The organism is Pedobacter sp. ASV28 (assembly GCF_016428855.1).
In the GTDB taxonomy this organism is placed as follows: domain Bacteria; phylum Bacteroidota; class Bacteroidia; order Sphingobacteriales; family Sphingobacteriaceae; genus Pedobacter.
In genome coordinates, this window is record NZ_JAELTN010000007.1 from 13,716 (window position 1) to 38,568 (window position 24,853).

At 38.4% G+C, this 24,853-nt stretch carries 22 protein-coding genes; 12 read left to right on the forward strand and 10 right to left on the reverse strand.

Annotated features, from left to right (window positions below; translation table 11 throughout):
- The first annotated feature begins 210 nt into the window (after positions 1-210).
- Positions 211-1,734 carry a DUF2271 domain-containing protein gene (locus JHD79_RS03810; protein WP_199117876.1) on the forward strand — a complete coding sequence of 508 codons (1,524 nt, stop codon included), beginning with the start codon at positions 211-213 and terminating at the stop codon, positions 1,732-1,734.
- Positions 1,712-2,377: a PepSY-associated TM helix domain-containing protein gene (locus JHD79_RS03815; protein WP_199117877.1), complete on the forward strand. Its 666-nt coding sequence runs from the start codon at positions 1,712-1,714 to the stop codon at positions 2,375-2,377. The genes JHD79_RS03810 and JHD79_RS03815 overlap by 23 nt, the downstream gene beginning before the upstream one ends.
- A gap of 225 nt (positions 2,378-2,602) precedes the next feature.
- Here the strand turns inward: JHD79_RS03815 and ybeY are convergent, their stop codons facing one another.
- Together ybeY and JHD79_RS03825 are read right to left on the reverse strand one after the other, a co-directional pair.
- Positions 2,603-3,031 (reverse strand): rRNA maturation RNase YbeY, encoded by a 429-nt coding sequence (gene ybeY / locus JHD79_RS03820; RefSeq protein WP_199117878.1) that lies wholly within the window; start codon positions 3,029-3,031, stop codon positions 2,603-2,605.
- Between the two features lie 166 nt (positions 3,032-3,197).
- Positions 3,198-6,512: a hypothetical protein gene (locus JHD79_RS03825; RefSeq protein ID WP_199117879.1), complete on the reverse strand. Its 3,315-nt coding sequence runs from the start codon at positions 6,510-6,512 to the stop codon at positions 3,198-3,200.
- 302 nt (positions 6,513-6,814) lie between these two features.
- Here JHD79_RS03825 and JHD79_RS03830 point away from each other — a divergent pair, with 302 nt between their 5' ends.
- On the forward strand, positions 6,815-7,597 hold the full coding sequence (locus JHD79_RS03830; RefSeq protein ID WP_199117880.1) for a glycerophosphodiester phosphodiesterase family protein: 783 nt from the start codon (positions 6,815-6,817) through the stop codon (positions 7,595-7,597).
- A 71-nt stretch (positions 7,598-7,668) separates the two neighbouring features.
- Here JHD79_RS03830 and JHD79_RS03835 read toward each other — a convergent pair whose 3' ends face one another.
- The 4 genes from JHD79_RS03835 to JHD79_RS03850 form a co-directional block, all read right to left on the reverse strand.
- Positions 7,669-7,860, reverse strand: a complete 192-nt coding sequence (locus JHD79_RS03835) for a cold-shock protein (protein ID WP_113647558.1) — start codon at positions 7,858-7,860, stop codon at positions 7,669-7,671.
- Positions 7,861-7,956: 96 nt separating this feature from the next.
- Positions 7,957-8,904 (reverse strand): hypothetical protein, encoded by a 948-nt coding sequence (locus JHD79_RS03840; protein WP_199117881.1) that lies wholly within the window; start codon positions 8,902-8,904, stop codon positions 7,957-7,959.
- Positions 8,905-8,944: 40 nt separating this feature from the next.
- Positions 8,945-9,817: a phosphodiester glycosidase family protein gene (locus tag JHD79_RS03845; protein WP_199117882.1), complete on the reverse strand. Its 873-nt coding sequence runs from the start codon at positions 9,815-9,817 to the stop codon at positions 8,945-8,947.
- 5 nt (positions 9,818-9,822) lie between these two features.
- A complete protein-coding gene (locus JHD79_RS03850; protein WP_199117883.1) occupies positions 9,823-11,067 on the reverse strand; it encodes an aspartyl protease family protein in 1,245 nt (414 codons plus the stop codon).
- A 40-nt stretch (positions 11,068-11,107) separates the two neighbouring features.
- Between JHD79_RS03850 and JHD79_RS03855 the strand changes: the two genes are divergently transcribed.
- The 5 genes from JHD79_RS03855 (at position 11,108) to JHD79_RS03875 (ending at position 16,080) form a co-directional block, all read left to right on the forward strand.
- On the forward strand, positions 11,108-12,439 hold the full coding sequence (locus JHD79_RS03855; protein WP_199117884.1) for a D-alanyl-D-alanine carboxypeptidase/D-alanyl-D-alanine-endopeptidase: 1,332 nt from the start codon (positions 11,108-11,110) through the stop codon (positions 12,437-12,439).
- Positions 12,440-12,615: 176 nt separating this feature from the next.
- On the forward strand, positions 12,616-13,419 hold the full coding sequence (locus tag JHD79_RS03860; protein WP_233164551.1) for an alpha/beta hydrolase family protein: 804 nt from the start codon (positions 12,616-12,618) through the stop codon (positions 13,417-13,419).
- 26 nt (positions 13,420-13,445) lie between these two features.
- Positions 13,446-14,489: a glycosyl hydrolase family 18 protein gene (locus tag JHD79_RS03865; protein ID WP_199117885.1), complete on the forward strand. Its 1,044-nt coding sequence runs from the start codon at positions 13,446-13,448 to the stop codon at positions 14,487-14,489.
- Positions 14,489-15,544 carry an aminotransferase class I/II-fold pyridoxal phosphate-dependent enzyme gene (locus JHD79_RS03870; RefSeq protein ID WP_199117886.1) on the forward strand — a complete coding sequence of 352 codons (1,056 nt, stop codon included), beginning with the start codon at positions 14,489-14,491 and terminating at the stop codon, positions 15,542-15,544. Before JHD79_RS03865 ends, JHD79_RS03870 begins: the two co-directional genes overlap by 1 nt.
- Before the next feature lie 11 nt (positions 15,545-15,555).
- Entirely contained in the window at positions 15,556-16,080 is a 525-nt protein-coding gene (locus tag JHD79_RS03875) for a histidine phosphatase family protein (protein WP_199117887.1), read from the forward strand.
- Between the two features lie 4 nt (positions 16,081-16,084).
- Here JHD79_RS03875 and JHD79_RS03880 read toward each other — a convergent pair whose 3' ends face one another.
- From JHD79_RS03880 to JHD79_RS03895, 4 genes are all read right to left on the reverse strand, one after another.
- Positions 16,085-16,768 (reverse strand): M15 family metallopeptidase, encoded by a 684-nt coding sequence (locus tag JHD79_RS03880; protein WP_199117888.1) that lies wholly within the window; start codon positions 16,766-16,768, stop codon positions 16,085-16,087.
- A 5-nt stretch (positions 16,769-16,773) separates the two neighbouring features.
- Complete coding sequence (locus tag JHD79_RS03885) at positions 16,774-18,000, reverse strand: alanine dehydrogenase (protein ID WP_199117889.1); 1,227 nt, start codon at positions 17,998-18,000, stop codon at positions 16,774-16,776.
- Positions 18,001-18,170: 170 nt separating this feature from the next.
- Positions 18,171-18,593: a tRNA (adenosine(37)-N6)-threonylcarbamoyltransferase complex ATPase subunit type 1 TsaE gene (gene tsaE / locus JHD79_RS03890; RefSeq protein WP_199117890.1), complete on the reverse strand. Its 423-nt coding sequence runs from the start codon at positions 18,591-18,593 to the stop codon at positions 18,171-18,173.
- A 3-nt stretch (positions 18,594-18,596) separates the two neighbouring features.
- Positions 18,597-20,150 carry a bifunctional response regulator/alkaline phosphatase family protein gene (locus tag JHD79_RS03895; protein WP_199117891.1) on the reverse strand — a complete coding sequence of 518 codons (1,554 nt, stop codon included), beginning with the start codon at positions 20,148-20,150 and terminating at the stop codon, positions 18,597-18,599.
- Between the two features lie 102 nt (positions 20,151-20,252).
- Here JHD79_RS03895 and JHD79_RS03900 point away from each other — a divergent pair, with 102 nt between their 5' ends.
- The 4 genes from JHD79_RS03900 to lpxA all read left to right on the forward strand — a co-directional run bounded on the left by JHD79_RS03900 (position 20,253) and on the right by lpxA (position 24,847).
- Positions 20,253-21,476, forward strand: a complete 1,224-nt coding sequence (locus JHD79_RS03900; protein ID WP_199117892.1) for an HD domain-containing protein — start codon at positions 20,253-20,255, stop codon at positions 21,474-21,476.
- 103 nt (positions 21,477-21,579) lie between these two features.
- On the forward strand, positions 21,580-22,650 hold the full coding sequence (gene lpxD, locus JHD79_RS03905; RefSeq protein ID WP_199117893.1) for a UDP-3-O-(3-hydroxymyristoyl)glucosamine N-acyltransferase: 1,071 nt from the start codon (positions 21,580-21,582) through the stop codon (positions 22,648-22,650).
- Between the two features lie 2 nt (positions 22,651-22,652).
- Positions 22,653-24,065 carry a bifunctional UDP-3-O-[3-hydroxymyristoyl] N-acetylglucosamine deacetylase/3-hydroxyacyl-ACP dehydratase gene (locus JHD79_RS03910; RefSeq protein ID WP_199117894.1) on the forward strand — a complete coding sequence of 471 codons (1,413 nt, stop codon included), beginning with the start codon at positions 22,653-22,655 and terminating at the stop codon, positions 24,063-24,065.
- Positions 24,062-24,847, forward strand: a complete 786-nt coding sequence (lpxA, locus tag JHD79_RS03915; protein ID WP_199117895.1) for an acyl-ACP--UDP-N-acetylglucosamine O-acyltransferase — start codon at positions 24,062-24,064, stop codon at positions 24,845-24,847. Before JHD79_RS03910 ends, lpxA begins: the two co-directional genes overlap by 4 nt.
- Positions 24,848-24,853: the final 6 nt, after the last annotated feature.

Consider the following 24,853-nt stretch of genomic DNA (forward strand, 5'->3'; position numbering starts at 1 on the left):
TAAGACAACCAAATGGGGAAAAGGTTGCAAGATAAAGTGGAGTATTATACCACTCATAAAAAAAGCTCGACCAACGCCTGTAATTTTTCGACCAACAGGATCATCCTAACCATGGTACTTGCAACGAAGAAAAAAAAGTTGAAAAACTGCTCATTAATATCAGATGAACCAACTAACTTTGATCCTTATTTAGAATTAAACTTATTAGATGTGAAAATATTCGCAACACTAGCTACTGCTTTTATATTGGTTGCAGGGCATCCGGCTAAAGAAAAGGTAGTTCCTTCTAAAGCCCAACTATATGTATCTAATCATGAAAACATTTTGGGTACATCTTTAGAACTTAAGTTCATAAGCACTTCAGAAGCTGAAGCTGATAAGGCTGAAAAAGCAGCTTTAAAAGAAATTGGTAGGCTTTCAGCCATTTTTAGCGGTTACAGTTCGGAAAGTGAATTTAGCCACTGGATAAATCAGGGGCTTCATAAGCCCATAAAAGTTTCTAAGGAGCTTTTTGAAATGCTAAGTCTATTTGAGGATTGGAAGAGCAAAACCAATGGAGCCCTAGACCCATCGGCAGCAGTAGCATCTAAACTTTGGGCCAACGCAGCAAAAAAACAACAGCTCCCTTCAAAATCTGAGATCAACCAAGCTGTTGTGGCCATGCAGGCTCAGCATTACAGCTTAGACAGTAATAATTTAACTGCCACCCGATTAGATGATACTCCTTTGATGATGAATACCTTTACTAAAAGTTATATTATTAATAAGGCTTGCGCAGCCGCCTTAGCAGCAGCAAAAGTGAAGAACGTAGTCGTAAATATTGGGGGTGATTTGGTCATAAAAGGCGAAGATAAAGATTTGGTATATGTAGCCAATCCACTAAATAATGCCGAGAATGATGCACCATTAGCCAAGTTATTGGTGGCAAATAAAGCCATTGCTACAAGTGGTAATTACAGGAGGGGAGAACAGATTGGAAAAAGATGGTATTCCCACATTGTGGATCCAAGGACCGCTTTACCTGTTGAAGGGATAATCAGCGCTACAGTTATAGCATCCAATGCTACCGATGCCGGAGCACTTGCCACCGCATTTAATGTACTTACCCTAGCAGAAAGCAAAGCCTTGGCAAAAACAGTTAAAGATGCGGAATACCTGATCGTAACCAAGAACGGGAAAGTAATAGAAAGTGCGGGATGGAAGAATTACCTGGATTTATCTGTCAAGGAAAAACAGCAAAACGTAGCTGTGCCAATTAATTATACTGCCGAAAAACTGTGGGATCCGAAATATGAATTGGCCATTAATTTTCAATTTAATGTGATAGAGGGAAATTCACATAGACCATTTGCGGCCATTTGGGTAGAAAACGATAAAAGAGAGTCGGTTCGCAACCTGGCTTTGTGGTATAATAAACCAAAATGGATACCTGACCTTAGAAATTGGTATCGTATTAATGGAGAACGTTTTAAAGCTGATAAAGAAAACTATGCTTCGGTTACGGGTGCTACACGTAATCCCGGGAAATATACAGTGAAATGGGATGGAAAGGATGATAATGGAAATTATGTGCCCCAAGGCACCTATACTGTCATTATTGAAACCTCCAAAGAGCATGGTACTGATGAAATTTTGCGCCAGCCTATCGAATTAAAGAAATCTGCACAAAAAATAAACAATGCAGGTAATGTTGAAATATCAAACGTAAGTTTTGAATTCTATAAAAAGAAATAACGAATCGGCCTTGCCAGTTAAAAAAAAGGTGGGCAAGCCTAAATCTTCTGGTGCTAAAAAAGAAGTGGCAAAATTATCGAGATGGCTTCACATTTACCTTTCGATGGTAAGTTTTGCCATCGTGCTGTTTTTTTCTTTTACGGGATTAACTTTAAACCACCCATCTTGGTTTGGCGGAGATCAACAAGTGGAGGTTAAGAATAAAGGAAAAATTAACCTCAATTGGGTAAATAATCCCGATACGAATAAGATTGGGAAGCTTGAAATCGTTGAGTTTCTACGAACCAAATATCAGGTTAAAGGAGCGGTTAGTGAGTTTAGGATTGATGATCATGAGCTGAGTATTTCTTTCAAAGGACCTGCTTATTCCTGTGATGCCTTCATTGAGAGGGAAAGTGGAAATTATGAGCTCACCGAAATAAAAATGGGCTTGGTTGCACTTATGAACGATTTGCATAAGGGCCGCGATTCTGGAAAAGGATGGGGCTGGGTGATCGATGTTTCTGCCATTTTCCTCATTCTGGTTTCTTTAACAGGATTGATTTTATTACTGTTTATCAAAAAGAAACGAGTTTCAGGTATCGTTACCGCTATATTGGGTTTGATCGTCAGTTATTTGATTTATTGGATCTTTGTACCCTAGTTAGAATATAAGAGGATGTCCAAAAAGCCTATTTGGACATCCTCATTAATTTTTTCATTACATTGTTGGTTAACACAATTAAATCGGTATCAAAGTTAGCCTCCTCACTTCGCGAATTTAAAAGGATGGCTGCACTATATTCTGTGCCATAAATCCAAAAAGTTAAGGTGAACTGACAGCCTTGATTTAAAGCCTGTAGATTTACAAATACTTAAAAGAGGTATTTTACAAAATGTCAAGCTTTGCCAGATAAAAGTCTTCTTTTGAAGTCATAAGCTTTTTAGCTGCCTTGCTTTTATCTTTATAGCCCAATAAATGCAGTGTTCCGTGAATCATCACCCTGCATAACTCGGCCAAGGTTGTAGAGCCAAAATTATTTGCATTTTCCTTAATCCTCTCAAGGCTGATAAAAATATCGCCTAAAATCATTTTAGGGACTTCTGCGTTATCAAAAGTAATCACGTCGGTATAATAGTCGTGCTGGAGGAAATCTCGGTTTATACGTAATAAATATTCGTCAGAGCATAAAATAAAATTGAGTTCCTCTAAGCGGTATCCTTCTGTAGCAATGGTTTCGGTTATCCACTTTTTAATAGCTGTCTTTCCTTTTAGGGTATAATGCAGGTCTTCGGTGAAGAAATTGATTTTTGACATGATTTGAAAAATGCTGTCATTGCGAGGCACGAAGTAATCCTAAAGCGTTTTGTAATTCCGACGTTAGGAGGAATCTGTTAGTTCAATGCTCCTTAATCACAGATTCTTCGCTCCGCTCAGAATGACAGAAAGAAAGATTGCTTCGTGCCTCGCAATGACGATGAGGTTATTTTTGTGGCAAATTTAGCAATTTAAAATATTCGGCTACTTTGTTCTTATAATAATAGTTGAGGTTTGGAGGCAGTTTTTGAATCAGCTCACTTTCGCTTTGCAAACTTTTATTAAACTTTTCGAGCATCTGCTGGTATGATGGAGGAAATTGCTTGGCCGCATTGCTCTCACGTTTTGAATCCTGATCTTGTTCTCTTTGTGCCTTTTCGGCATCCAAAAGTTTTGTCATCAGGTTTTTTTGACGATTGATGGTTTCCTGGCTGATACGCTTGTTCACCAAATCCAATTCTGATTGTTTCATTTCCTGGATGGTCTGGTTCAAATTTCCCATAGCCCCTTTGCCATCTTTGTTTTCTTCCTTGTTTATTTTTTCCAGCGCTTCCCTAATCATCTGTTGCTGTTGGGCCATCTTGGCAAACTCTTGGCTCATTTGGCCTTTTGGTGCACTGCCCATATTACCCTCACGTTGCATTTTATCACGCGCCTGCTGCATGTTTTTGTTCAGTTGATCTTGCATTTGTTGCAATTGCTGCATACCTTGTTTTTGCTTTCCTTTTCCTCCCTTGGCATTTTTCATGGCATTTTGCAATTGTTCTAAGGCCTCATTGAGCATTAGGGCCAAGTTATTGAGTGATGTCATGGCAAATTGCTGTGATCGATTGGCTTCACCTGTTCTTCTGTCACCTAAAAAGTCGATAGCCTTGCCCATGTTAAAGTTAATTTTCTCCACCTCACTACTTACCGTACTTTCTATTTGTGGCACGCGTTTGCTCAATGAATACAAGCTATCGGCAATAGTTTTCATATTGTCCTTAATGGTATTCTGTTTTTGGGCCTGTGCTACATAGCCCGGATCCGAAGCGCCCATTTTACGTAATGAAAGCATCACTTTTTCTTGTTCAAATGAAGTACTGAGCAAATTTTCCAGCAGTTTACGTAGCTCCTGTGCGTTTACTTTGTTCTCTTCTTCTGCCCCTGCCTGCTGTTGCTGTTGTAGCTTGTCGGCTAATTGTTGCATTTGTTCGGAAGCCTGTTGTTGCTTGTCGGCAGCTTTTTGCTTATTGTTCTGATTCAGTTGATCTTTACTTTCCTGCTGGGTTTTTTCAATTTGGCTAGTTTCCTTTTCCGGATTTTTAAAATCGTTGGGCCGATCCAGTTGTTGGTTTTTTTCTTCTAATTTTTGTAATTCTTTTTGCAGGTCTTTGAAATCTTTATTTAATTCCTCTTGCTTTTCCTTGAGGTCTTTTGCAGATGAATTTTTGTCCTTGCTTTGTTCGCCCAGTTCCTTTTGCTGTTTGGCCAGTTCGTTTAATCGATCAATCTTATTTTGGAGATTCTGTTCGAATTCCAGTTGTTTGTAAAGTTCCAAGATGCGGTCAAGTTCATTTTTTATGGATTTATTGTCCATTTGCATTTTAGACAGCTCGTTTCGGGTCTGGTCTTTGTTATTTTGGTCCATGAGCTGCTGCAACTTATTTAACAGCTCCTTGGTTTTTTCGTCAAGTACATTCTTAAATAGATCGTCGATCTGTTTCTGTTTTTCCTTGAGCTCTTCGCTCAAGCTGTTGTTCTCTTGTTTGTCGAAATTATTTTTCTCGTTTTGTGCCTTGATATCTTTTACGGCTTCTTCCAGCTGCTTTTGCTTATCCAGAAGCTGTTCTATCTGTTTTTTATCTTCAAAATTAAGCTGCTTTTTGTCCAATATGCTTTCACTCAACTTTTTGCTTTCCTTTTCAATGGTATTGGCCAATTTAATGGTCGATTCCATTTTCTGTTTTAAGGTTTGGCTACCCTCAGCCAGTTTTTCTGCTATTTGTTGTTGTGTAGGAGCCTGATAGGTTTTTATTTCAGAGCGTGATATTTTTGCGCCATTCACGCCATCATTATCTGCCACTTCGAAAAAATATTCGATGAACTGCCCTGGTTTTGCAATTATTTCATTCAGGTTCCAGAGGTAAAAAAAGCTATTTTCGGTTTGATGGTTCTTAATTGGGATTGATTTGGCTCCTTGGGCTATTATTTTATTTTTTTCCTTAACCTGATAACGGAATTTGAGTGATGAAAAACCATAGTCATCATTTACAACGCCTGTAAAATATAGCGCTTTACTACTTAGGCTATCAGGTGTTTCGATTACCGAAATGGTTGGAAATTGATCTGTAATGACCACAATTTGGTGACTAAGCGAATCTTTGTTGCTAACAAAGCTGTTTTTTGGAACGATTCGATAATTGCCATTTTTTCTTATCGTTGTACTAAAATGGGCAAGATTGTCACTTACTGTCAACCGATGGTTTTGATCTTGCAAGATGAAGCTTATTTCGTCGCTATTTTCGGTACGCAGTTTCCAGTTTACCTTCGTTCCTTCTGGAATAAGCAGATCTCCAACATTAGTTAATTCATCATTTTTTCGCTGTAGGTAGGTGGGATATACCAATGTTGCAGCAAGGGTTAAAAGAGAAGGGCGTGGTTTTACGCTAATGGTATAGCTTGAGGAAGTAAAACCACCTCCGCTAAAGCGGATATGCTTATCCTTTTGAACATTTTTAAAGATATAATTGAAATTACTAATGTCTTGTTTTTCCAGCTTATAACTATTTACGCCATCTTCCACATAGATGTCCTGAGGGAATTCGTTGCCAGTGAGTTTAAGCTTAAGGGTAAAGTCATCCCCCTGTGTAAGGTTGAATGTTTTGTTCTGTACCACAAACTGGAAAGGTGCTTTTGGTAAAACTTCCTGATTATAGCCTATAAAACTAGCGGTACCTTCCCTTAAAATGGCAGGTGCCAGAATACCGATCAGTAAAATAATACCCAATGGTAGCGCAATATATTTGATATGCTTTTTGTTATCGCCCAGATTTATCGCATTTGAAAACGGAATGGGCTTTAGTTCGCTAATTTTTTGGTCTATGCCAGCTAAGATCAATGCGCTGTTCTGTGGAGACGAATCGGCCAGCGATTTTAACTGCAGGGTGTTTAATAACCGATCCTTAACATTAAAGAAATGACTTCCGATTAAATTGGCGGCCTGTTCTAGGCTCAACGTTTTGCTAAGTTTAAAATAAGCCAACGCAGGTCTTGCTATCCAGAAATAGATAAGGGACACTGAAATAAGGATAAAAAAGAAAAATAGAAATGTTTTGATCGCAATGCTTGGATAGCTGTAATAGATCCAAACAAAAAGTAATAAATAAAGACTTAGAATAGCGGCAGCGGCATATATGCTTCCACGCAAAAGTTTGTTGAGATAAAACTTTCTTGTAAACTCATTGATCTTCTCTAATAATAGATTGTAGTTGCTACCCATAATATCTAAACGACAATAAAGGTAGAAAATGTGCGTCTAAATAAAAATAGCAAATATGGAGGGAATAAGTTTAAAAATTAATCATTTTGTTTTAAAAAGACAAACAAATGTGTAGATTAGAAACCTAATTTAATTAATTAAAACCAAAGTATAAAGTAACAGCGATTTTTCAGCCAGCTTGCCTCATCACGTAAGTGAAAATCGATGATTTGGACAGTTCTTATTTAGGGTTGGATATAAAAGCTACTATAGCCCTTAATGGGATGAAATCACATTAGATCTAAAAACAAAACCACACACAGATGAAAAAGAAAATTTTTGTATTTATTTTAGTGCTTGCAGTAACAGGAACAGCATTGGCACAAAAAGCATTTAAATCATGGAATAAGAATTTGGTTATCGCCCACCGTGGAGCATGGAAGACCCAGAATCTACCAGAAAACTCTATTGCCTCATTAAAGGAGGCCATTAGGATAGGTTGTTTTGGCAGTGAGTTCGATGTGCAGCTCACCTCAGATGGTATACCTGTAGTTAACCACAATGCTGATTTTTTGGGTAAGGATATTGCCACAAGTACTTATCAGGAATTGATAACGTATAAAAAACTGGGCAATGGCGAATCGATCCCTACTTTGGAAGAATATATTAAAGCCGGACAAGGACAGAAAAAAACAAAACTGATCTTGGAAATTAAACCACAAAAAAACCTAGACAATGAAATTGTACTTACCAAAAAGGTGATAGAAACGGTAAACCGTTTAAAAGCGGCACCTTGGATAGAATATATCAGTTTCAGCTACGATATCTGTAAATATCTGATAGACCATGTACCGGGAGCAAGGGTATCTTACTTAAAAGGAGATGTGGAGCCAGCAAAGCTGAAGGCAGATGGATTTTATGGGTTGGATTATCATTATTCTGTTTTTGAAAAAACAGATTGGCTTACCAAGGCACACGAGCTTGGCCTAATTGTGAACGCATGGACTGTGAATGCTGATAAAGATATGCTCAGGTTGATTGAACAGAAGGCCGATTATATTACGACAAACGAACCTGAACTGCTTTTTGAAAAGATCAAAAAATAAAGAGGTAACCTTAATGATAAAAAAAGGGGCTTGAAATTTTTCAAGCCCCTTTTTGGTAAATATGATAATAATTAGATTACTTTCACATTAACGGCATTTAAGCCTTTTCTACCGTTTTCAACATCGTATTGAACTTTATCGTTTTCACGAATTTCGTCGATTAGGCCTGTTGAATGTACAAAGATTTCAGCATCGCCATTTGAAGGGATGATAAATCCGAAACCTTTAGTAACATTGAAAAATTTTACTGTTCCTTCTTGCATTGTATTATTAATTAAGGCTGCAAGGTACAGAAATTAAAATTAATAAATGCAAAACCCTCATTTTTTGACAAATAATTTGAAAAAACAAGCATTTAATTACATTTTTCCCGTTAAGTTAATGGTTACTTCACTAGAATGTGGGATGCCTAAAGTCATTCCAGGTTTGATACTCAATAGGTTCTTAAGGTATACATCGGCTATGCCCTGTATCAGTTTTTTTCTAGAGGGCATGTCTTCTGGTAAAACCCCTTCTACACGATTTACATATAGATTACCTTTTGCATCTACAACAAGCGAAAATCGATAATGGAAGGCCTTGTAAGATTTATTGATCAGCATACGAAACTCGGGATACATATAGGCATACGATTGTCTACTGTTAATTCGATCTGTATATCCTTCTTTTTCTACAGTCACATTTTTACTGTTTGACTTAAATTCAACAGGCTCGGTTGCTGCAAAAGCGATTTCCGGATTGCCTGGAGATTTGTAGGTGGCTTCCGATAGTTGTTTGATATAGGCGGTATCTGCACTACTGGGCCTTTGTAATTCGCCAACGGTGGTTTTAAGCACTTTTTCTATGTAATCTTTTGTATAGTAAATGCAATTTACATCGGAAACTTCTCCTTTTTTTACCACTCTCGCTTCCACCTGTAAGCGTTGCAAAATCAAACTGTCTTTGGTGATCACTTTGGCCCTAAAGAATTCTCTGGCAAAATTATATACTTTACCATGATCAAATTGTAGGAAAAAAGCTTCCATACCTTGCTTTTCAGGACTATAGGCCAACATGGTGTCTGGAGATTTGAATTGAATGATCCAGGTAGGAACCAGCATAAACCCATCCTTATTAAAGGAAAGCCCGTTACTAAACCTTCGTTTAACCTCATAAAAACGAATGCCATCCACATCCCTAAAAGTTAAATGCTCTGCAGGCTTAGCGTCTATATTTTTTTTCGCATTGTCTTTTGGAGCATTGTTGCAGGCAAACAGAAAAAGCAAAATCGATAATTGAGTGCACAGCGTAAGGCGGTTCAGTGTCATTATAGTCAGGTACTAGCTGTTGAAAATACAGGCAAAGATATTATTGTTTGGCTTTGCTTTTTATAAAAATAACATTAGCCACCTTTCTTTCGCCTTCATGGTCCCATTTTTTATTATCAGACGGGTGATTGACAACGCCATTTTCCCCAATTCCATCTACCCAGAGTGTTGTAGAGCCACCCCCATCAAGGTTAATGGCGCTCGAGCAGCCTAGCCATTTCATGATTTTTGTAAGTTCAAAAAGGCTCACACCGGCTGAATTTTCTTGTCTGCCATCAACGGTTAACAACAATACACTACCATTTGGTTTAATGCCAATGGCAGAGCGAGGATGACGAAGCTTGTTAAAAGGAACAGAATCCATCTTTTCTTTTTCACTATCCAATAGTAAAAGAGGGCCACTGAGCATGATGTTCTGGTCTGTCAAGTTGCTTTCCCACTCTTGGCTGCCATCCCATTTTTTAATGGCCAAATGATAATTGTTGATGACAAGGGCCGCTTTTTGGTGCAGTGCCCTGTTATTGTTTTTTTCTAGTCGGTTTGGATTAATAATGGTATCGTTCACTTTTATAAAATCTACGGAACCTCCATTTTTTATGTCGAAAAATGTTCCATTCAAAGCAGAAATGGCCTTATATTGTTTGCCAAAGACTGATGTTTCGATCAGTTTTTTTTGGTCGTAGCCGATAAAAAACCCAGGTGCTTTTCTGTGATCCTTTACTTCTACAAAGCTGATGTATTGATTAGAGGAGAAGAGACTGCTGTCTTTAACATGAGTGGTAAAGAGTAAAGTTTTTTTGGCTATCTTTTCCTTTTCCCACTTGATATGGGCGAAAGTAACAGAATCGACATCTTGGGCATAAACATTGAGAGCGAGTAGAGAAAAAATCAGCGTGCGGAAAAAGAATTTCATTGCGGTTATATTCGTTTTTTAAGTTTCAGTAATTTGATAAGGTAAGAATTATTTCGCCATATTTCTATAAGTACACTATAGCCGTTTTTGGCCTTAAATATGGCGCCTATTTCATCTAAGTTATAGGTATCTATTTTTTTAAAGTTGATACCGGTGATTTCATCTCCTTCCTGAAGCCCAACTTGTTGTGCAGGAGATTCCTTTTCAATTCTTGCAATCATATATCTAGATGGTGGCCCTTGTTCGGAGTAGATTTCTATACCGGCCATGTCGTGCTCGAACGGGCGATTAAATGCATCATTTTTTTTAAGGTACATATAGCCATTCTGATAGTCGTAAACAATATTAAATCGGCTCAAGATTTCTGCACCAATATTGGCATTCCTGTCTTTGTTTTGAAGTGAGTCTAACACGTATTCGGGATAGCTGGTAATTACATCCTTTAAGCTAACGCTCCCAATAGTTAATTTAGATGCTCGTCCCATCCGTCCTTTTATTTCGCCGGTAAGCCCAACACCTAGATTGGCGTCTATGGTTATGGCGGGCTTTGGAAAAGCTAAACTTTGCCAAGATTCCAAAGATAAGGTATGGGTTGCGCCACAATCTACAAGAGCTTTAATTGTTTGATGTTTAAATCCTTCCTGTTCAAGGCCCAAATGAATGTAAGGTTTGTTTTCTATAAATGTTAATGGAATCTTTTCGCCTTTGATACTTACCTTTTTTTCGGGGAGGCTGTATTTTATGATTTTGTTGCTGTAGTTTATCTTTACCACAAAACTGTTAAAAAAATTATAGCCAATAAGCCCATATATTTTTTTGCCTACAAAACCAGAAAGGTTCAATAAGTCTTCCTTTAGGAAAACGCTGGGCATATTTCCAATTTCTGCGTCTCCAATTTTAACCCCCAAACTTGTCAGATAGGCATCAATTCCTTCAAAGTTACCATAGCCACTAATTTTTATAGGCCTTGGATAATTTATTTTTAAACTTTCCCTTAAAGCAGGGTCGGTAATGATCATAGGGCTGACCCCAGTATCCAGAATAAAATTAAAGGGCCCTTTTTCATTAATATATATTGGGATGATGATTAAGTTTTTGATCAGTTCAAAAGAAATGCTTTGCTGTTTTCGCCCGTTGGTAAATTCAAATTTTTGGGCTTGTGCATTATTGATGAACAACAAAAACACACATAGTAATGCCAAAATAAAATGGAAAAATTTAAAATGAATACCTGCTTGGGTGCTGTTCATAAAACTAAATTAATAAATTAGTGGACACATCACATTCAAAATGAAGAAACTTAGATATCGCCAATGGCTGATCATTTTACAACTTTTTGTGCTTATGGCAACCTTTTATGCTTGTAAGCCTAATCAAATCATAGCTAGGAAGGTTTCAAAAGAATTTAAGCATGCTGCCCTGACCCAAAAATACCAAGTTGGATTTGCGCTTTATGATATGTCCAATCAACAAATGATTTTTGAAAAAGATGCCGATAAGTATTTTACGCCTGCATCAAACACAAAGCTGTTTACTTTTTATGCAGGTTTAAAGATCGTACCAGATTCTATTCCTTCTTTAAGATACGTAGAAAGGGGCGATTCGCTGATTTTTTGGGGAACTGGTGACCCCTCTCTCCTCCACTCTGAACTAAAAGGCATAAAGGCGATTCAATTTTTAAAGAATAGCAATAAAAAACTTTTCTTTGCGCAAGGGAGGTACACCGGAGATTTTTTTGGAAACGGATGGAGTTGGGATGATTATAACGATTATTATCAGCCCGAAATCAACGAGCTGCCCTTGTTTGATAATGTGGTATTGATAACCGCCGAAAAAACAGGGGATATGTTGTTGTCGCCAAAAATTTTTAATGCTTGTTTTATGGTGGATGGTGGGATGAAGAGCCCCAAATTTGAAGTAAAAAGAGACTTTTTAACAAACAAGTTTCATTACCCTACTACAAAAATAACCGATAAATATACCCAACAAGTACCGTATAAAACTTCAACAGCCCTTACACTTTCTTTGTTGGCCGATACGCTTAAAAAGGAAATAGGTTTGGTCGATCAAAAGATCCCAGCAGAAGCAAAAACTATCTATAGCACCAAGAGCGATGACGTTTTCAGACAATTGATGCTACCTTCAGATAATTTTATAGCTGAGCACTTATTGCTTACCTATGCCGATAAATTAGGTATAGAGCTTAATACGGCGAAAGTTATCTCTGCCATTCAGGCCAAATATTTAGGGAGTTTACCAGATAGGCCAAAGTGGGTTGATGGTTCTGGGCTATCGAGGGGTAACTTATTTACCCCTAGGTCTATGGTTAAGCTATTAGAAATGATCTATAAAGAGGTGAACAATCAGGATAGACTTTTTAGTCTTTTACCTGCAGGGGGAAAAACAGGAACTTTGCGAAATGCTTATGCCAAAACAGATACTCCGTTTGTATATGGAAAAACAGGTACCCTTTCGGGTGTTCATAATCAAAGTGGTTATGTGCTCACTAAAAAGGGACGGCTTTTGCTGTACTCCTTTATGAACAACAACTATGTGCTTCCAACGGCCGATATACGAAAAGAGATGGTCAATATGATCACCTATATTCACAATAATTTCTAATTGTAAGGCAATCGGAAAAAAAATCTCTTTGATATACTTTTTATCGAATTTAACGTTTCTGCACAGTAGGGCATTATATAGCATGTTTGGATGTGAATATCAAGGATGTATATGCGTTTTTTTGCCGTTTTTAAAAAATATTATTTAATATTACTGAACCAACATTAAATCATTTCATGATGAAGAAATTTCTACTGCTTTTTGCAATGGCTATCGGTGCGTTTGCTGCTAATGCCCAAGACCAGTTGATTTACCAGAGCAAAAACCTACCAAAGCCCGATACAGTTTGGGTTTTTAAACCTAAAAATTATAATAACGCTGAAAAACTTCCGCTTATTTATTTACTTCACGGCTACAGCGGCAATTATAAACAGTGGCATGGCATTATGGACGCTCAGCAATATGCTGATGATTATGGATTTATTATTGTTTGTCCAGATGGTTTGTTCAACAGTTGGTACCTTAACAGTCCTGCAAAAGCAAATTGGCAATATGAAAGTTTCTTTTTCAATGAGCTTTTCCCAGATATCAAGAAGAAATACAAGGCAGATGAGCAAAAAATATTTATTTCTGGGTTAAGTATGGGTGGACATGGAGCGCTTTATCTCTTTATTCAAAGGCCAAGTCTTTTTGCGAGTGCTGGTAGCACCAGTGGAGGAATAAAGCTTACCGATGCCTTTGGTAAATATGGCTTGGGAGATTTATTGGGCAATCCGCCAAAAGAAGACCCTTTATGGAAACAATTTTCTGTTATTGATAATATCGAAAAGTTAAAAGAGGTAAACAAACCTTTTATTTTCGATTGTGGTTCGGGCGACTTTTTCTATCAATCTAACAATGAGCTAAAGCAGAAATGTGATCAGCTCAAATTAAAAGCAACCTACATTTCGCAACCAGGGGCACATAACCGAAATTATTGGGCCAAATCTATCAAGCAACAATTCGAATTTTTTAAAAACTATTTAGCAGAACTAAAATAAAGCGAACTAAATCAAGCCAACAATTAATGAAAACCAAGCTGATTTATCTACTGGGGGCCGTATTATTTGTCACTGCCTGTAAAAAGAATGATGCCACACTAGAGGTTGATGACACGCCCTATAACCCTCCCATGATTACCCCTTATACACCAGATAACGGTTTTAAAATTGTAGCTTATATGCCCAGTTATAAAGATCCAGCGACCATAGGTGATCATAAGTATAAAATGATTACGCATCTTTTTTATGCTTTTTTAAGTCCTGCTGCTACAGCCGATGGTTCTTTACAGGCATTAGGGCAACCTACAAGGTTTGAAACGCTAAAGCAAAAAGCAAAAACAAATAACGTAAAATTTGGTATTTGTATTGGCCCGGGGGGTGGCGTTACAGAAAATACTTTTTTGAATATTGCCAAATCAGCTACAGCAAGAGCAAATTTTGTGAAAAATATTGTCGCTTTTGCCAGAAATAATGAACTTGCAGGTGTAGATATTGATTGGGAATATCCACGGGAAGATAATGGCGGATCAGAATCTTTTAATTTGCTGATGAAAGAACTTTCCTATGAATTGCACAAAATTGGTAAATTTTTGAGCGCAGCAGTTACCCCAGCAGTTTATCAATCTAGTAATGGTGATGCTATCCTTGTCGAGACTTATCAATACATCGACTTTTTTAATATTATGCAATATGATGGAGCGAATTACGATACTGCTGAGCCTTTGAATCACGCTTCTTATAAAATGAGCGTGGCGAGCCTTGATTATTGGTTTAATAGGAATTTGCCCAAGAACAAAGCTATTGTAGGTATTCCTTTATATGGTAGAAGCAGTACAGGAACTTTAAAAAGCTATAGGGACATAGAGGCATCGGGTGCAGATATTAATCTCAATTTAGCCACGGTTGAGGGCATCAATTACGGTTATAATGGTGTGCTTTTGGTAAAGCAAAAGGCACAGCTGGCCAAAGACAGGGCAAACGGTATTATGTTTTGGGAGTTTTCGCACGATTCCAACAATAACAATTCACTTATAAAATCAGCTAACGATCAGTTAGGCAGAACCTATTAATGGATAAAGAAGATAAATTTAGACACCTTGAGCATGGGCTATCATCCAAAATCGAAGTTGATCATCAACAGTTTTTATACTTTGGGGGAACGGCATACTTAAGTATACCTCAGCACAAAAAATTTATTTCATTATTTATTGAGGGTATCGATAAATATGGACTAAATAATGGAACAAGCAGAGGGAATAATATTCAATTAGGAATTTATGAGGAGGTAGAACAGTATGCAGCCTCAAAATATAACGTAGAAGCAGCGCTTATTACTTCGAGTGGTTATCTGGCTGCTAAACTGACCATAGCTGCATTGGCCAATGAAGGCGAGATTCGCTATGCGCCTGATACCCACCCTGCGCTTTGGGGACCAGAAAAGCCAGTGGTGTTAGAGTCTAGTTTTGATGATTGGGCAGTTAATACTGTTAAAGAGATCAATGAAAGTTCTTCCAATAAATGGGTGCTGATCAGTAATTCTATGAATAACCTATTTCCGAAAAGCTATGACTTTTCATTTATTGACCAGATTGAAAAGAATAAAAAAATCATATTGATTATTGATGATTCGCATGGGATAGGGATTCTTAATAAAGGAAAGAGCGTGTTACCAAGTATTCCTAAACTTCCACAAGTTGAAATTGTAGTGGTGGCTTCTATGGCAAAAGCCCTGGGTGTTGATGCTGGAATAGTTTTCGGATCAAAATGTATCATCGAAAACCTTAAACAACGAAATGAATTTAATGGGGCATCGCCCTCTTCTGCTGCTGGTCTTTATGCCTTTATGCATGCTGAACATATTTATAAAGAAGAATATCATCGGCTGCAGAAGAATATTGATTTTTTTGCCAACAAGATAGATCTTGGAGAAGATTGGTGCTATGAACCGGGTTTCCCCGTATTTCTTTATCGAAACGAAGGCTTGGCCACCAAACTATTGCCACATCACATTTTAATTTCTTCATTTCCTTATCCAGACAAAAATGGGAGAATCATCGATCGTATTGTTTTAAGTAGCTGGCACAGTAAGGCAGATCTATCTCATTTAATAAAAGCGTTGAATTAACAAATCAGATCATGAGTAAAAGAATTTTTTTAGTTTTCTTATTATTTTCATTGGCACAGGTCAATTTACAAGCGCAGAAAAGCCTTAAGGTTTGGATAGTAAGGCATGCTGAAAAGGATACGAGCGATGTAAAGGATAAAGATCCAGATTTGTCCATGCAGGGTAAGCAAAGGGCAGAGGCCCTAATGAAGCTTTTAAAAGGGCAAAAAATCGATTCGATTTTTTCTACTAATTATAAGCGGACGAAGCTTACTGGCTTTCCATTGGCCGATAAAATAGGAATTACGATCAAGACCTATTCGCCAAGCCAGAAAGCTGAATTGGTCAAAAATTTAAAGATGAATGCAGCAGGAAAGCACATCCTCATTGTAGGGCATTCCAATACGATTCTAGAGCTTATTGAGGCTTTTGGTGCCCAAAGGCCCCTAGCTCAAATAAAAGATGATGAATATGGCTATATATTCTTATTGACTATTAAGGGAGATAAGGTAGATGTAAAAGTGGATAAATATGGAGCAAAAGTGGGGGTAGAATAACCAATTATAGCCGTTCAAATGGAATATCCATTAGGTCATAATCCTGCCATCCGTTAAAATCAAAATGCCACCATTCATTGTAAATGACCTTAAAGCCGTGCGCTTGCATGGTATTGATTAAAAAATCCCTGTTTTTGATAATCTCTGGAGGGAGTTTATCATAACGTGAAGCAGCCGCCTCCTCAAAACTGTCATAGGGAGTTGGCATAGGAACATCTTTTCCCGTTTTGAGGTCAATCATCGTTAAATCTATGGCACAGCCCCTGTTATGTTTGGAGCCTTTGTTGGGATTGGCCACAAATTCCTTATTACTAGCTTTCTCATAAAAAGAAAGTGTTACGGCATAGGGCCTGTAACCATCAAATATTTTTAGACCATAACCTTTTTTACTAAGGGCCGCTTGTATCTGTTTTAATTGTTCCACCACAGGCTTACGGGCGAAAGCACGTGCCTGTTTATACATGGCCTGTTTCATGAAATTGTTTTTGGTGGCATAACGTACATCCAGTACAATGGAGGGAATGGCTTTTTTAATATCTACCAGTTCATTATTTGGATTTTTGGCAATAGCACTCTGATAAGCCTTATAATTATTGGTTATTTTTAATCCAAAAGGATTTTGAGCATTCTTTTGTGCGCACGAACTTAGGTAGGAAATTAAAAGTAGAACGACAAATAAATTCTTCATAATGTCTATTGATTGGATAATACTAATAGCTCCAGGTCTTTGTGCGGAAGGTTATACATATTGGCCAGGTCCTTGTTGGTCAAGTGGCCTTGATAACAATATAAGCCTTCTCTGATGCCAGGTTTATTCCAAACCATATTCATCAGTCCACCCATGTCGCCAATGTCAACTAAAATGGGCGCAAAAATATTGGTTAGTGCATAAGAGGCCGTTCTAGGTACACGTGAAGCAATGTTAGGTACGCAATAATGGATCACTTCATGTTTCACAAAGACAGGTTCTTTGTGGCTGGTTACCTGAGAGGTTTCAAAACATCCGCCCTGGTCTATGCTTACATCGACAACAACGGAGTGGGGTTTCATTCTTGATACGGTTTCTTCCATAACCACACAAGGGCTGCGGCCATGATCAGAACGGATGGCGCCAATGACCACATCGCAAGTTGTAATGGCCTTAGCCAGTACAATGGGCTGCATTACCGAAGTAAAAACCCTGCTGCCCAAGTTATTCTGTAATCGTCTTAATTTAAATATGGAGCTGTCAAAAACTTTGACTTCGGCACCCAATGACAGGGCTGTTCTGGCGGCATATTCCCCTACGGTGCCGGCACCAAGAATTACGATTTCGGTTGGTGGTACGCCTGTAAACCCTCCGAGCATTAATCCCTTGCCACCAAAGGCACTGCTTAGGTATTCGGCGGCGATAAAAATGGAAGTGGCTCCCACAATCTCGCCCATAGCCCGTACCACGCTTAACACATTTCCTTCATCACGCAAGTTTTCGAAACAAAGGGCATTGATTTTCTTATTAAGCAATGCCTTTAATGTATCTACCTTTAAAGTTCCAATTTGCAGAGCAGAAATAAGTGTTTGCCCCTTGTGCATCATGGCGATTTCGTTTAGGCTAGGCGGGGCAATCTTCACAATAATATCTGCGGCCCACACATCTTTTTTGTTGAAAGAGATCTGCGCACCTTGCTCACTGTAATCTTTGTCGCTAAAGTTTGCTCCATCGCCAGCCCCAGTTTCCAAAATTACCTTATGGCCATTGTTAACCAATAAGGCAACTGAAAGTGGAGTTAAGGCTATCCTGCGTTCTTGAAAAGAAGATTCTTTGGGTATGCCTATAAATAGATCGTTGCTTTTCTTTCCTGTTGCTAATACTGCTTCTTGGGTTTGAAATAAGCCCCTTTGAGCAATGGCAGCCATTTCGTCGCGTAATCCTGTAGCCATGTATTTATGGTAGTTTAGAGCTTTGAAGATACGAAAAATCTATCTTAATCAACAGGTTTATCGTTCTTTTTTGACCATTGGCAACAACATAAACGAAAGATTCCTTGGGGCAACCATCAAGAAAGATGCATTAAAACAACAAGCTCGGCTAAAAAAACCAAACTTTAAACTTACTCATTGATCTCAATGAACTCGAATATCCGTTGTTCGGATCCTGTAATAGTGATTTTAACTTTTATATAATCCTCGGGTAAAAGCTCTTCTATTTTTTCCGGCCATTCTACCAAACAGAAACAGTTGCTGTAAAAATATTCTTCATAACCAATATCATAGGCCTCCTGTAGGTTTTTAAGTCTATAAAAATCGAAGTGGTAAACAGGTCCTTTCGGGCTTTCATATTCATTTACGATAGAGAATGTAGGGCTGCTTACTACATCAGTAATGCCCAAAGCTTCACAAAAGGCTTTGATAAAGGTTGTTTTTCCTGCTGCCATTTCTCCTTCAAACACAAAAAAACGATGTGTTTTGGCAAAATCCAATAACTTTTTCGCGGCCATTGGAAGTTGGGCTATCCCATTAATTTCTACTTGCATGAATTATTTAGAGCTGTAAGTCACTATAGGAATGATCATTTCTTCCATTGAAATGCCTCCATGTTGAAAAGTTTCGTTATAGTAGTTCACAAATTGGTTATAGTTGTTCTGATAAACAAAATACTGGTCTTCTTTTGCAAAGATATAGTTCGAGCTGATATTTATCTTAGGCAGTTTAGCCTCGTGTGGATTTTTAATCAGAAAAACTTCTTTAGGATTATAGTTTAGGTTTTTGCCCTGCTTATAACGCAAATTCGTGTTTGTGCTTCTATCGCCAATTACCTTGCTTGGGTTTTTTACGCGGATAGTTCCATGATCGGTTGTAATAATAAGTTTGATGCGTTTCTGCGATAACTTCTTAATCAGCTCTAACAATGGAGAGTGTTCAAACCAAGATAGCGTTAATGATCGGTAAGCAGCATCATCGTTTGCCAGTTCTCTGATCATCTGCATATCGGTTCTGGCATGAGAGAGCATATCCACAAAATTGAAAACAATGGCGTTAAAATCATTATGCATGAGGTTGTTCGCTTGGTCAAGCAAGTCTTTGCCTTGATCAAAAGTTAAAATTTTATGGTAGCTGAACTTACAGTCCTTTCTAAGACTTCGTTTGATCTGATCGTCTAAAAAAGTCTCTTCATGCAAGTTTTTTCCCCCCTCATCATCATCATTTTGCCATAACGAAGGAAAACGTTTTTCCATATCCAAAGGCATCAGCCCAGAAAAAATGGCATTTCTTGCGTATTGGGTAGCTGTTGGTAAAATGCTCGAATAAGTATCTTCTTCTTCCAGACGGAAATATTCGGTGATTAAGGGATTGATGACTTTCCACTGGTCATACCTGAGGTTGTCGATAAGGATAAAAAAGACTGGAGTTGTGCTATTGATCAACGGAAAAACCTTCTTTTTTAACAGCTCATTGGAAAATAAGGGAGCTGGACCTCGCCCGTTTACCCAATCTAGATAATGGTCTTCCACAAATTTCGAAAATTGCGTATTCGCTTCAGACTTTTGCATAGTTAAAATTTCATGCATCTGCGGATCATCCAATTTTTCAAGCTCTAACTCCCAAAACACCAATTTTTTATAGACCTCAACCCATTCATCATAAGTTAATTTGTCATTAAGCGTCATGCCTAGGCGTCTGAAATCCTGCTGATAGGCAGAAGATGTTTTCTCACTAACCAAACGCTTATTGTCAATTAATTTTTTGATCGTTAATAAAACTTGTTTTGGGTTAACCGGTTTGATCAGATAATCATCAATTTTAGATCCAATGGCGTCTTCCATCAGATTTTCTTCCTCGCTTTTGGTAATTAGCACCACAGGGACGTCAGAACGAATGTTCTTAATGGCCGATAAGGTCTCCAATCCGCTTAGTCCGGGCATATTCTCATCTAAAAACACCAAGTCAAAATGTTCTTTTCCAAAAGCCTCTAGGGCATCATTTCCATTGGTAAATGTGCTCACCTGATATCCTTTCTCGTTCAACAATAAAATATGTGGTTTTAGGAGGTTGATTTCGTCGTCGGCCCATAAGATTTTGGTTTCCTGCATTTTGTATCTTTTTTGTGTAAATTAAAATATTAAATAAGCCGATGGCTTTTTTACTGTCGATAAATTTAGCAATTTTTGTACCGTATAATTTATATTTAAGATTTGAACAAAAAGAAAATCGTCAACGACCCGGTTTATGGGTTTATTAATATACCTTCAGCATTTGTTTTTGATCTCATTTCGCATCCTTATTTTCAGCGCTTAAGATACATCAAGCAGTTGGGAATGACGCATTTGGTATATCCCGGAGCCCTGCATACCAGGTTTCATCATGCCTTGGGCGCTATGCACCTGATGAGTTTAGCCATAGAAGTGTTAAAAAATAAAGGACATCAGATTAGTGAGGAAGAAGAAGAGGCGGCCACTATAGCAATTTTGCTACATGACATAGGGCATGGTCCTTTTTCCCATGCTCTTGAATATACAATTGCCCGTGGAATAAAACATGAAGATATTTCTTCTTTGATGATGGACAAGCTAAATGAAGAGTTTGGCGGCCGATTGACAAAAGCCATCAACATGTTCAAAGGCCATTATCCCCGCAAGTTTTTTTACCAGTTGATCTCGGGCCAGGTTGACCTAGATAGGATGGATTACCTAAATCGAGACAGCTTCTTTACGGGCGTAAGCGAGGGCGTGATCAGTTTCGATCGCATTATAAAGATGTTTAACGTAGTTGACGATCAACTCGTTGTGGAAGAAAAAGGAATTTACTCTGTAGAGAAGTTTCTAATTGCACGAAGATTGATGTACTGGCAGGTTTATCTACATAAAACCGTTATTGCCGCAGAATTATTGCTGGTGAAAATTTTGGAAAGGGCAAAGGAGCTTTCTACAAGTGGGACTACGCTGTTTGCCACACCTGCACTTCAACATTTTCTAAAACATGATATCACCGAGCTCAATTTTTTTGAAAGCGAATATCATTTGCAGCAATTTTCAAAACTTGATGACCAGGATATCTACGCGTCGGTAAAGGTTTGGGCTGATAGCGACGATCCGATATTGGCAAAACTTTGCAAAATGCTGAACTCAAGAAAATTGTATAAGGTAGAAATTAGCAATGATGCTCCCGATTTGCAGCGATTCGAACGATTGGCTTTTCAAACTGGGGTTGCTTTAGGCGTTGACGATGATGATTTATCATATTTTGTATTTACAGACACGATAAAGAACAGGGCATACAATGCGGCGAGTAGCAACATTAATATTTTAATGAAAAATAATACGCTGTCGGATATCGCTAAAGCATCTGATCTTTCGAACCTCGAGTCGTTAGATAAAACGGTAGAAAAGCATATTCTATGTTATGTTAGAGATATTTAGCACTTTTTAACAAAATAATGATATGTTTTTCTCGTTAATTCGTCTTACCAAATACCTAAGATTGATTATTTGTTCATATCAATTTAACATTTAACTTTGTAAAATGCAATTTACTGCCAAGCAGATAGGCGAATTTTTAAATGGGACCATTGAAGGCGACGAAACCGCTCAGGTTAGTGTGCTTTCTAAAATAGAAGATGGCACTGCTGGCTCTCTTTGCTTTTTGTCAAATCCTAAATACGAAAGCTATCTATATAAAACAGAAGCATCGATCGTTATAGTTTCGAAAGACTTCGAGCCATCTCAACCCGTTAAAAGCACTTTGGTTAGGGTCAAAGATCCTTATAGTGCTTTTTCTATATTGCTGGAAAAATACAATGAGGCAGTTAACTTGGGAAAGCAGGAAACGGGAATACAGCAGCCATCGTTTATACATCCTAGTGCAAAAATTGGGCATAATGTTTTTATTGGGGCATTCTGTTGCATAGAGGAGAATGTTGTTATTGGAGATAACTGCAAGGTTTATCCCCAGACTTATGTAGGGGCTGGCAGTAAACTGGGCAATGATTGTATCATTCATCCAGGCGTAAAAATATATAAGCATTCTATTGTAGGAAATAGGGTGATTATCCACTCAAATACCGTTATTGGAAGTGATGGATTTGGTTTTGCCCCACAATCAGACGGCTCATATAATAAAATTGCACAGATAGGAAATGTAGTGATCGAAGATGATGTGGAGGTTGGGGCAAACACAACTATCGATAGGGCGACCATGGGGTCTACCTATGTGCGTAAGGGAGCAAAATTAGATAACCTGATACAGATTGCCCATAATGTTGACGTGGGCGCCCACTCGGTTGTGGCGGCACAAACGGGCATTTCGGGAAGTACGAAACTGGGCGAAAATTCTGTTATTGGCGGACAAGTAGGCATTGCAGGACATCTTACCTTGGGAAAAGGTACCCAGGTAGGCGCACAGGCAGGGATCAATTTTGATACCGAGGAAAACAAACAGTGGCATGGTAGTCCAGCGCAACCTTTAAAGGAGTGGATGCGGGCGACTGTAATATTTAAAAAGTTGCCAGATATGGATAGAAAGGTTCGGGAACTTGAAGCTAAAATAGCAGAGCTTACCGCTGTGATAGAAAAAATGACAACAACACAAACATGATAATGAACGTTAAGCAAAAAACGATAAAAGGAGAGATATCTGTTAAAGGAGTGGGCCTGCATACTGGAGCGAACGTTACTTTAACTTTTTGTCCAGCACCAGATAACCATGGATTTAAGTTTCAACGAGTGGATTTGCCGGGGCAACCAATTATCGATGCCGATTGTGATAACGTGACCGATACGGCCCGTGGCACAACGATTTCACAGGATGGAGCGAGTGTAAGTACGGTAGAACACGTCATGGCCTCATTGGTAGGCATGGACCTAGACAATGTACTGATTAAGGTAGATGGACCTGAAACGCCAATTATGGATGGAAGCTCTATCAAATTTATCGAAGTGTTAGAACAGGTTGGTACTGTACTACAGAATACGGATAGGGAATATTACACTATTCCGCATAATATCACTTATACAGAGCCAGATAGGAAAGTAGAGATTGTGGCCATGCCACTTGACGATTATAGGTTTACCTGTATGATCGATTATAATTCTCCGGTATTGGGAAGCCAGCATGCGGGAATTACGGCTATAGAAGAATTCAAAAAAGAAATCGCTTCATGTCGTACTTTTTGCTTTTTGCATGAACTAGAATACCAGTTACAACATAACCTGATTAAAGGTGGAGACCTAAACAATGCGATCGTAATTGTTGATAAGGAAGTCACCCAAGAAGAATTGGCCCATTTGGCCAAAATATTTAATAGAGAAGAGATTGATGTGGCGCCACAGGGTATTTTAAATAATATGGAGTTGCGTTACCAAAATGAACCTGCCCGTCACAAATTACTGGATATGATCGGTGATTTGGCCTTGGTTGGTGTTCACCTAAAAGGACATATCATGGCCGCAAGGCCTGGACATGCCGCTAATGTGGCCTTTGCCAAAAAAATTAAGGCGGCCATGAGAAAAGAAAAAGGGAAGAAAAAGGTTAACGTTTACGATGTAAACGCCAAGCCTATATATGATATCACCCAAATTATGGATATCCTCCCACATAGGCAGCCCTTTTTGTTTGTAGATAAAGTATTAGAGCTTACTAAGACGCATGTGGTGGGGGTGAAGAATGTAACCATGAACGAAGAGTTCTTTAAAGGACATTTTCCTGGTGCACCTGTTTTTCCTGGCGTTATCCAGATAGAAGCGATGGCACAAACAGGTGGTATATTGGTTTTAAGTACGGTGCCTGACCCTAAAAATTATTTGACCTACTTTTTAAAAATAGATAATGTTCGCTTTAGGGCCCAAGTGCAGCCTGGCGATACGATCGTTTTCAGATGTGACTTAATGGAGCCTATACGCAGAGGTATTGCTCAGATGAAGGGCGTAGGAATGGTTGGAGAAAAAGTAGTAGTAGAAGCAGAAATGATGGCTCAAATTGTAAAAGTAAAAGAAAGCGATACCCCAAAATGATACAACCCCTAGCATATATTCACCCACAGGCAAAAATAGCTGATAATGTAGTAGTAGAGCCGTTTGCGGTCATACATAAAGATGTAGAAATTGGAGAAGGAACTTGGATAGGATCCAACGTAGTGGTCATGGACGGAGCTCGAATTGGCAAAAACTGTCGTATTTTTCCTGGATCTGTAATTTCTGGCATTCCACAAGATTTAAAATTTGCCGGCGAGGTGACCACTGCCGAAATTGGAGATAATACGACCATTCGTGAGTGTGTTACCATTAATAGGGGGACCAAGGACAAATGGAAAACCGTTGTGGGAAGCAATTGCCTGATCCAAGCCTATTCGCATATTGCACACGATTGTTTGGTAGGTAATAATTGTATTTTTTCCAATAGCACTACCTTAGCTGGACATATTACCATTGGTGATTATGTAGTCTTGGCAGGCCTGGTGGCTATCCACCAATTTGTTAAAGTTGGGTCACATGCATTTGTAACAGGGGGGTCTTTAGTACGCAAGGATGTACCTCCTTATGTAAAGGCCGCCAGAGAACCGCTTTCTTATGTGGGAATTAACTCTGTAGGACTTCGAAGAAGAGGCTTTTCTTCAGAGCAGATCAACGAAATTCAGGAAATTTACCGAGTGCTTTTTGTGAAGAACAACAACGTTACTAAAGCGCTTGATATGATCGAAGCAGAATTTCAGCCAACAGAGATCAGGGATGAAATTGTTGATTTCATTCGTAATTCTAATAGGGGTGTAATGAAGGGCTTTGGCTCAGGTAGTTGATGAGCA

Coding starts and splice junctions, on each gene's coding strand:
- ybeY (WP_199117878.1), bottom strand. CDS start 3,031: ATGTCAAAAATCAATTTCTTCACCGAAGACCTGCATTATACCCTAAAA.
- lpxD (WP_199117893.1), top strand. CDS start 21,580: ATGCAATTTACTGCCAAGCAGATAGGCGAATTTTTAAATGGGACCATT.
- JHD79_RS03825 (WP_199117879.1), bottom strand. CDS start 6,512: ATGGGTAGCAACTACAATCTATTATTAGAGAAGATCAATGAGTTTACA.
- JHD79_RS03880 (WP_199117888.1), bottom strand. CDS start 16,768: ATGAAGAATTTATTTGTCGTTCTACTTTTAATTTCCTACCTAAGTTCG.
- tsaE (WP_199117890.1), bottom strand. CDS start 18,593: ATGCAAGTAGAAATTAATGGGATAGCCCAACTTCCAATGGCCGCGAAA.
- JHD79_RS03865 (WP_199117885.1), top strand. CDS start 13,446: ATGAAAACCAAGCTGATTTATCTACTGGGGGCCGTATTATTTGTCACT.
- JHD79_RS03850 (WP_199117883.1), bottom strand. CDS start 11,067: ATGAACAGCACCCAAGCAGGTATTCATTTTAAATTTTTCCATTTTATT.
- JHD79_RS03835 (WP_113647558.1), bottom strand. CDS start 7,860: ATGCAAGAAGGAACAGTAAAATTTTTCAATGTTACTAAAGGTTTCGGA.
- JHD79_RS03895 (WP_199117891.1), bottom strand. CDS start 20,150: ATGCAGGAAACCAAAATCTTATGGGCCGACGACGAAATCAACCTCCTA.
- lpxA (WP_199117895.1), top strand. CDS start 24,062: ATGATACAACCCCTAGCATATATTCACCCACAGGCAAAAATAGCTGAT.
- JHD79_RS03870 (WP_199117886.1), top strand. CDS start 14,489: ATGGATAAAGAAGATAAATTTAGACACCTTGAGCATGGGCTATCATCC.
- JHD79_RS03830 (WP_199117880.1), top strand. CDS start 6,815: ATGAAAAAGAAAATTTTTGTATTTATTTTAGTGCTTGCAGTAACAGGA.
- JHD79_RS03840 (WP_199117881.1), bottom strand. CDS start 8,904: ATGACACTGAACCGCCTTACGCTGTGCACTCAATTATCGATTTTGCTT.
- JHD79_RS03845 (WP_199117882.1), bottom strand. CDS start 9,817: ATGAAATTCTTTTTCCGCACGCTGATTTTTTCTCTACTCGCTCTCAAT.
- JHD79_RS03855 (WP_199117884.1), top strand. CDS start 11,108: ATGAAGAAACTTAGATATCGCCAATGGCTGATCATTTTACAACTTTTT.
- JHD79_RS03860 (WP_233164551.1), top strand. CDS start 12,616: ATGATGAAGAAATTTCTACTGCTTTTTGCAATGGCTATCGGTGCGTTT.
- JHD79_RS03910 (WP_199117894.1), top strand. CDS start 22,653: ATGAACGTTAAGCAAAAAACGATAAAAGGAGAGATATCTGTTAAAGGA.
- JHD79_RS03875 (WP_199117887.1), top strand. CDS start 15,556: ATGAGTAAAAGAATTTTTTTAGTTTTCTTATTATTTTCATTGGCACAG.
- JHD79_RS03885 (WP_199117889.1), bottom strand. CDS start 18,000: ATGGCTACAGGATTACGCGACGAAATGGCTGCCATTGCTCAAAGGGGC.